Origin of the sequence: Caldovatus aquaticus (assembly GCF_019458025.1) — a bacterium.
GTDB lineage: Bacteria > Pseudomonadota > Alphaproteobacteria > Acetobacterales > Acetobacteraceae > Caldovatus > Caldovatus aquaticus.
Map to the genome: position 1 here is coordinate 1 of NZ_JAHZUY010000129.1, position 1,040 is coordinate 1,040.

A 1,040-nucleotide genomic window follows, 5' to 3' on the forward strand; every position below is an offset into this window, starting at 1 on the left:
CGAACACGCCGTTGGCGCGCTTGTTGGAGCGCAGGAAGCCCCAGGCGTTTTCGACCGGGTTCGACTCGGGTGCGTAGGGCGGCAGCAGGAGCGGCGCGATGTTGGCGGGCACCCTCCGGCCGGGCCCGCGCTGGTGGCAGCCCGCGCCGTCCATGACGACCACCGCATGCGCGCCGGGCGCGACCGGTCGGCTGATCTCGGCCGGGTGCAGGCTCCTGGCGCGCTGGTGCACGGCGGGCAGCGCCAGCCCCGCGGCCACGCCGCGCGCGGGGCACACCGCGCCGAACGGATAGGCCCAACTGTAGCGGCAGTCCTTCGGCGCAGCAGGGCAGGAGCCGCGCGCGGTCCACACCCGGGTGAGCGTGCCCTGCTGGCCGACCCTCGCCTCGTCCTGCCACCAGACCTCCACAGGCCTGCCGCGCGCCTCGGCAGGCAGGGCGGCGGTCACGAGGGTGGCGAAGTCCCGCTGAAAGACGCCTGGGCCGCGGCATCGTGGCCCGGGCGCCGGGGACGCACGCACAGCCGGCGGAACCCGAGCCGAGCCAGCAGCACGCCCACGCTGCGCTCGGCCAGCACCACCCCGAAACGCGCCGCGATGGCCCGCGCCAGATCGGCGCGCCGCCAGCGCAGCACGCCGTCCAACTTCGGGTCGGGGCCGCGGCGCACCCATTCGGCCGCCTCGGCCGCCTGCGCCGCGCTCAGCCGGGGCCGGGCGCCGTTGCCCGCCCGCCGGTCCCGAAGCCCCGACAAGCCCGCCTCGTTGTAGCGATGCACCCAGTCGCGCAGCGTCTGCCGATCCATCCCGGCCGCACGCGCCGCCTCGCCGCGCGGCCGCCCCTCCAGCACCAGCGCCAGCATCCGGCGCGACGCACCCGCGTCCCGCCCGCGCGATGCGGCGCGCCGCAGGCCAGCCGCACCCAACTCCAACCGCGTAATCGCCACCCCCGCCATCCTCGCCTCCGCTCCTCAGCGAAGACAGCGAATCACCATCACAGCCGCGCCGGAATCCCCGTTGAGTCGGGTTCAGGCCCCGAGCGTAT

1 pseudogene is annotated in these 1,040 nt (G+C 76.2%); it reads right to left on the reverse strand.

Annotated elements, in window-relative coordinates:
- A pseudogene (locus K1J50_RS19395) lies at window positions 1-951 on the reverse strand (IS630 family transposase); the annotation flags it as partial.
- Between the last annotated feature and the right edge of the window lie 89 nt (window positions 952-1,040).